The sequence below is a fragment of the Streptomyces sp. P5F9 genome, from assembly GCF_057961495.1.
The window spans coordinates 1-6289 of the sequence record NZ_JBXVPZ010000522.1; the positions used below are offsets into that span (position 1 = coordinate 1).

5 protein-coding genes are annotated in these 6289 nt (G+C 69.7%); 1 reads left to right on the forward strand and 4 read right to left on the reverse strand.

The window, feature by feature from the left end; genetic code table 11:
* From frc (AC31A1_RS44380) to sucC, 4 genes are all read right to left on the reverse strand, one after another.
* On the reverse strand, positions 1 to 1115 hold a 1115-nt coding region (frc, locus tag AC31A1_RS44380; protein ID WP_489658756.1), incomplete at its 3' end, for a formyl-CoA transferase.
* A gap of 110 nt (positions 1116 to 1225) precedes the next feature.
* Positions 1226 to 2782 carry an aldehyde dehydrogenase family protein gene (locus AC31A1_RS44385; protein WP_489658752.1) on the reverse strand — a complete coding sequence of 519 codons (1557 nt, stop codon included), beginning with the start codon at positions 2780 to 2782 and terminating at the stop codon, positions 1226 to 1228.
* 165 nt (positions 2783 to 2947) lie between these two features.
* Positions 2948 to 3847 carry a succinate--CoA ligase subunit alpha gene (sucD, locus tag AC31A1_RS44390; RefSeq protein ID WP_489658753.1) on the reverse strand — a complete coding sequence of 300 codons (900 nt, stop codon included), beginning with the start codon at positions 3845 to 3847 and terminating at the stop codon, positions 2948 to 2950.
* Between the two features lie 11 nt (positions 3848 to 3858).
* Positions 3859 to 4989 carry an ADP-forming succinate--CoA ligase subunit beta gene (gene sucC / locus AC31A1_RS44395; protein ID WP_489658754.1) on the reverse strand — a complete coding sequence of 377 codons (1131 nt, stop codon included), beginning with the start codon at positions 4987 to 4989 and terminating at the stop codon, positions 3859 to 3861.
* 182 nt (positions 4990 to 5171) lie between these two features.
* On the opposite strand from sucC, the gene frc (AC31A1_RS44400) reads away from it, so the two are divergent.
* On the forward strand, positions 5172 to 6289 hold a 1118-nt coding region (gene frc / locus AC31A1_RS44400), incomplete at its 3' end, for a formyl-CoA transferase (protein WP_489658755.1).

Consider the following 6289-nt stretch of genomic DNA (forward strand, 5'->3'; position numbering starts at 1 on the left):
AGTTTGAGGGGGTTGCCGATGGTGGTGAAGGGGCCGCGGTGGGGGTGGTCGACGGTGACGATGATGTCGTTGGCGATGAGGGAGGTGTCTTCGATGATTTCTTTGGTGGAGAGGATGGGTCCGCAGGGGATGTTGTGGGTGGTGAGGTGGTTGAGGACCTGCCATTTGGGGAGGGGGGTGGTCCATTCCTCGATGAGCTGGAACATTTTGGGGAGTTTGGGCAGGCGGGCTTCGGGGGTGGCCCAGTCGGGGTCGTCGGCGAGTTCGGGGCGGCCGATGAGGTGGGTGAGGGGCTGCCAGCCGGCGGGCTGGACGATGACGTAGACGTAGTCGTTGGGTCCGCCGGGTGCGCAGCGCAGGGCCCAGCCGGGCTGGCCGCCGCCGGAGGCGTTGGCGGAGCGGGGCACGGTGTCGCCGTAGTCCTGGTTGGGGTCTTCGGTGGGGTATTCGGTGAGCGGGCCGTGGGTGAGGCGTTGCTGGTCGCGGAGTTTGACCCGGCACAGGTTGAGGACGGCGTGCTGCATGGCGACGTTGACGCGTTGTCCGCGGCCGGTGTGCTCGCGCTGGAAGAGGGCGGCGAGGATGGCGGCGACGGCGTGGATGCCGGTGCCGGAGTCGCCGATCTGGGCGCCGGTGGCCATCGGGGGGCCGTCGGGGTGGCCGGTGGTGGCCATCGCGCCGCCCATCGCCTGCGCGACGACCTCGTAGGCCTTGAAGCCGGTGTAGGGGCCCTCGCCGAAGCCCTTGACGGAGGCGTACACGATCCGCGGGTTGATCTCCCGGATCCGTTCCCAGGTGAAGCCCATCCGGTCCACCGCGCCCGGCGCGAAGTTCTCCACCAGCACGTCCGACCGCGCGATCAGCGCGGTCAGGATCTCCTTGCCCCGCTCCGTCTTCGCATTCAGCGTGATGCTGCGCTTGTTGCAGTTGAGCATCGTGAAATACAGCGAGTCCACACCGGGCAGGTCCCGCAGCTGCCCGCGCGTGACGTCCCCGCCCGGCGCCTCCACCTTCACCACGTCCGCCCCCAGCCACGCCAGCAACTGCGTCGCCGACGGACCCGACTGCACATGCGTCATGTCCAGCACCCGAACACCCTCAAGCGCCCTCGTCATGTTCGCCACGCCACCCTCCGTATCGCATATCCCATATTGCATACCGTCTTGGTCTGTTGTCGGGCCGGTCGTCGGGCGGCGCCCCGAAGGGGGCGCCGCCCGAGCTCACCTCACGGCATCAACTGGTACTCCGGGAAGTTCCCGGGCAGCCGCTCCCCCGCCGGGCCCTGGGTGACCGCGCGCACCAGCAGTTCGCCGCCCACGAACGCGCCGCGCCAGGACGCGCCGAACCCGCCGAACAGTTCGTCACGGTCGCCCCGGGAGCGGGGCTTGCCGTGGCCCACCTTGAACGCGCGGATCTGTGGGGCCAGCCGGCCGAAGGTCGCCTCGTCGTCCGTGGACAGCGTGGCCACCAGGGCGCCGTTGGACGCGTTCATCGCGGCCAGCAGTTCGGCCTCCGTGTCGACCAGGACGATGGTGTCGACCGGGCCGAAGGGTTCCGCGTGGTGCAGCGGGGAGGACGGCGGCGGGTTCAGGAGGGTGACCGGCTGGACGTACGCCGAGGTGTCCTGGCCGGGCAGGAAGCGGGCCTCACTCGGGTGGGCGCGGTGCAGCGGGACGGCGCCGCGGTTGATGGCCTCGGCGACCTGGTCGTGCAGTTCCTTGGCCTTCGCCGCGTTGATGACCGGCCCGAAGTCGAGTGCCGGGTACGGATCGTCGGGATGCTCGACCGCGAGCGGGTGACCGACCCTCAGGGTGCGGACTGCCGGCAGATAGGCGGCCAGGAATTCGTCGAACAGCGCACGCTGGACCACGAAGCGCGGGTAGGCCGTGCAGCGCTGCTTGCCGTAGTCGAAGAGCTTGGGGATGACCGCTGTCAGCGCGTCCCAGTCCGAGTAGTTCCAGATGCCCCAGGTGTTGAGTCCCTCCTGTTCGAGTACGTGACGCTTGCCGAGGTCGGCGACGGCCGTGGCCACCGCGGCGCCGGTGTCGCGACCGCCGACGAAGGACACGCAGCCGATCTCGGGCGCCTTCACCAGCGCCTCCGACAGCTCACCTCCGCTGCCGCTGACCAGGGTGACGGGAATCCCCTCGCGGGCCGCGAGCGCGCAGGCCAGGGTCAGACAGGCGACACCGCCGTCGGTCGGGGCCTTGGCGATGACCGCGTTGCCCGCCAGTGCCTGGACCAGCATGGCGTGCACGAGCACGCTCATCGGGTAGTTCCAGCTCGCGATGTTGGACACCGGGCCGTCCAGCGGGACCCGGCCGGCGACCATCGGCTCGATGCCGTCGACGTACCAGCGCACACCGTCGATGGCCCGGTCGACGTCCGCCTGTGCGAGCCGCCACGGCTTGCCGATCTCCCAGACCAGAAGGAGGGCGAGTAGTTCACGGTGCTGGGTGAGGGCGTCGAGGGTGGCCGCGACACGGGCACGGCGCTCGTCGAGGGGAATGTGGCGCCAGGCGCGGTGCTGGTCGAGCGAGGCGCGTACGGCCTGCTGGGCGGTGGTCCGGTCCAGGCGCGGCGGGCCGGCGATCGGGCTGCCGTCGACGGGGCTGGTGGCGGGCAGTGCCCGGCCGTCCGTCTGCCAGGCGGCGTTCCAGAGGTTGAGGACGCGGTCGTCGCGGAACGCCTCGGGGGCCACGGCGAGGCACCGCTGCCAGGCGTCGGTCCAGGACGTACCGGACTTCACCACGAGGTGGGTGGAGTTGAGGGTGGTGGTCATTCGGTGTCTCCGCTCTCGGTGCACAGTCGGGGGCGGGGGCCCGGCATCTGCCGGACTGCGGGGCGAGGGCCCGCGCGACCACTGCTGGTCGCATGTGTCACGACCAGTGGTCGCGTACGAGGGTGAACGCGGTGTGGCCGGACCGACTTCGACAGTCACTCCATGTCAACGATGACTGAGGTCGCGTTCTCTTTCCAGATGGGCCAGCACCAGCCGGGCTGTTTCGGTCGGGGTGCCGCCCACGCTTACTCCGGCCGCTTCCAGGGCTTTCTTCTTCGCCTCGGAGGTGCCGGACGAACCGGAGACGATGGCTCCCGCATGCCCCATGGTTCTGCCCTCGGGTGCGGTGAATCCGGCGATGTAGCCGACGACGGGCTTGGTGATGTGGTCGCGGATGAACGCGGCCGCCCGTTCCTCCGCGTCGCCGCCGATCTCCCCGATGAGGACGATCAGTTCGGTGTCGGGGTCGTCCTGGAAGGCCGCCAGGCAGTCGATGTGGGTGGTGCCGACGACGGGGTCGCCGCCGATGCCCACGCAGGTCGAGAAGCCTGTGTCCCGGAGCTCGTACATGAGTTGGTAGGTGAGCGTCCCGGACTTGGACACCAGGCCGATGCGGCCCGGCTTCGTGATGTCGGCGGGGATGATGCCCGCGTTCGACTGCCCGGGCGTGATCAGTCCGGGGCAGTTGGGGCCGATGACGCGCGTGCCCTTCTTCGCCGCGTGCGCGTGGAAGGCTACGGAGTCATGGACCGGAATGCCCTCGGTGATGACGACGGCGAGTTCGATCCCGGCGTCGGCGGCCTCGGTCACGGCTGCCTTGGCGAAGGCGGGCGGCACGAAGACGACGGTGACATCGGCTCCCGTCGACTGCATACCGTCGGCGACCGACCCGAAGACCGGCACGGCCCGTCCGTCGAAGTCGACGGTGCGGCCGGCCTTGCGCGGGTTGACGCCGCCGACGACGTCCGTGCCGGCGGCGAGCATCCGCCGGGTGTGTTTCATACCCTCGCCGCCGGTCATGCCCTGGACGAGGACCTTGGACTCCTGGGTGAGGAAGATGGCCATGTCCCGCTCCTTCAGCTGGAGTTGGCGAGGTGGGCGGCACGGCGGGCCGCGCCGTCCATGGTGGTGGCCTGCTGGATCAGGGGGTGGGCTCGCGCGTCGAGGACGGCGCGGCCCCGGACCGCGTTGTTGCCGTCGAGGCGTACGACGAGCGGCTTGGTCAGGCGGACGGCGTCCAGGGCCTGGACGATGCCGTCGGCGACCGCGTCGCAGGCGGTGATCCCGCCGAAGACGTTGACGAACACCGACTTCACGGCCGGGTCGGAGAGGATGACGGACAGCCCGTCGGCCATGACCTGGGCCGATGCGCCACCGCCGATGTCGAGGAAGTTGGCGGGGCGGGCACCGCAGCCGGCGACCACGTCGAGGGTCGACATGACCAGGCCGGCGCCGTTGCCGATGATGCCGACCTCGCCGTCGAGCTTCACGTAGTTGAGGCCCTTCGCGGCGGCCGCCTGCTCCAGCGGATGGTCGTGCGCCGTCTGGTCGTCGCCCCAACGGGCTTGCCGGAAGCGGGCGTTGTCGTCGAGGGTGATCTTGCCGTCGAGGGCGAGGATCTGTCCCTGCCCGGTTGCCACGAGGGGGTTCACCTCGACGAGGACGGCGTCCTCGTCGACCAGCACTCGCCACAGCCGTACGAGCACGTCGACGGTCTGGGGCGGGAGGCCGGCGGCCTCGGCGATCTCGGCCGCCCTGGCGGAGGTGACGCCTTCGGCGGGGTCGATGTGGATACGGGCGACGGCCTCCGGCCGACCGGCGGCGACCTCCTCGATCTCGGTGCCGCCCTCCGCCGAGGCGATGGCGAGGAATCGGCCCGCCGCACGGTCGAGGACGTAGGCGACATAGAACTCGGCCTCGATGTCGACGGGTTGGGCCAGCATGACCTTGTCGACCGTGTGTCCCTTGATGTCCATGCCGAGGATCCGACGCGCCGCGCGTTCGGCCGCGGCCGGGTCGGCGGCGAGTTCCACACCGCCCGCCCTGCCCCGACCCCCGGTCTTGACCTGCGCCTTCACGACGGCGCGGCCGCCGAGCCCGCGGGCGATCTCGCGCGCCTCCTTGGGCGAGGCGGTGACCTCCGCTCTCGGCACCAGGATTCCGTGTTCCTCGAAGAGCGCCCGCGCCTGGTGTTCGTACAGGTCCATGATTGGCCCCCGTCTGGAAAGTGATGAGCGGCTTAAAAGTGCTGCGCGACCCCTGGACATCACCCATCGGATGCGGGATAACAATCTTCATACAGTATTCGTCGACTGTATGCAATGTGCCAAACGGGGCCCACCGCCGGCGCCGCCAGGACGCTCCCGCCAACGGACAAGTGAGGTGACCTGTGACAACGAGGGCGCTTGAGGGTGTTCGGGTGCTGGACATGACGCATGTGCAGTCGGGTCCGTCGGCGACGCAGTTGCTGGCGTGGCTGGGGGCGGACGTGGTGAAGGTGGAGGCGCCGGGCGGGGACGTCACGCGCGGGCAGCTGCGGGACCTGCCCGGTGTGGACTCGCTGTATTTCACGATGCTCAACTGCAACAAGCGCAGCATCACGCTGAATGCGAAGACGGAGCGGGGCAAGGAGATCCTGACCGCGCTGATCGCGCGGTCGGACGTGCTGGTGGAGAACTTCGCGCCGGGCGCGGTGGACCGGATGGGCTTCACCTGGGAACGGATCCGGGAGATCAACCCGCGGATCGTGTACGCCTCCGTCAAGGGCTTCGGCGAGGGCCCCTACACCGGTTTCAAGGCCTACGAGGTCGTCGCGCAGGCGATGGGCGGTGCGATGGCCACCACCGGCCACCCCGACGGGCCCCCGATGGCCACCGGCGCCCAGATCGGCGACTCCGGCACCGGCATCCACGCCGTCGCCGCCATCCTGGCCGCCCTCTTCCAGCGCGAGCACACCGGCCGCGGACAACGCGTCAACGTCGCCATGCAGCACGCCGTCCTCAACCTGTGCCGGGTCAAACTCCGCGACCAGCAACGCCTCACCCACGGCCCGCTCACCGAATACCCCACCGAAGACCCCAACCAGGACTACGGCGACACCGTGCCCCGCTCCGCCAACGCCTCCGGCGGCGGCCAGCCCGGCTGGGCCCTGCGCTGCGCACCCGGCGGACCCAACGACTACGTCTACGTCATCGTCCAGCCCGCCGGCTGGCAGCCCCTCACCCACCTCATCGGCCGCCCCGAACTCGCCGACGACCCCGACTGGGCCACCCCCGAAGCCCGCCTGCCCAAACTCCCCAAAATGTTCCAGCTCATCGAGGAATGGACCACCACCCTCCCCAAATGGCAGGTCCTCAACCACCTCACCACCCACAACATCCCCTGCGGACCCATCCTCTCCACCAAAGAAATCATCGAAGACACCTCCCTCATCGCCAACGACATCATCGTCACCGTCGACCACCCCCACCGCGGCCCCTTCACCACCATCGGCAACCCCCTCAAACT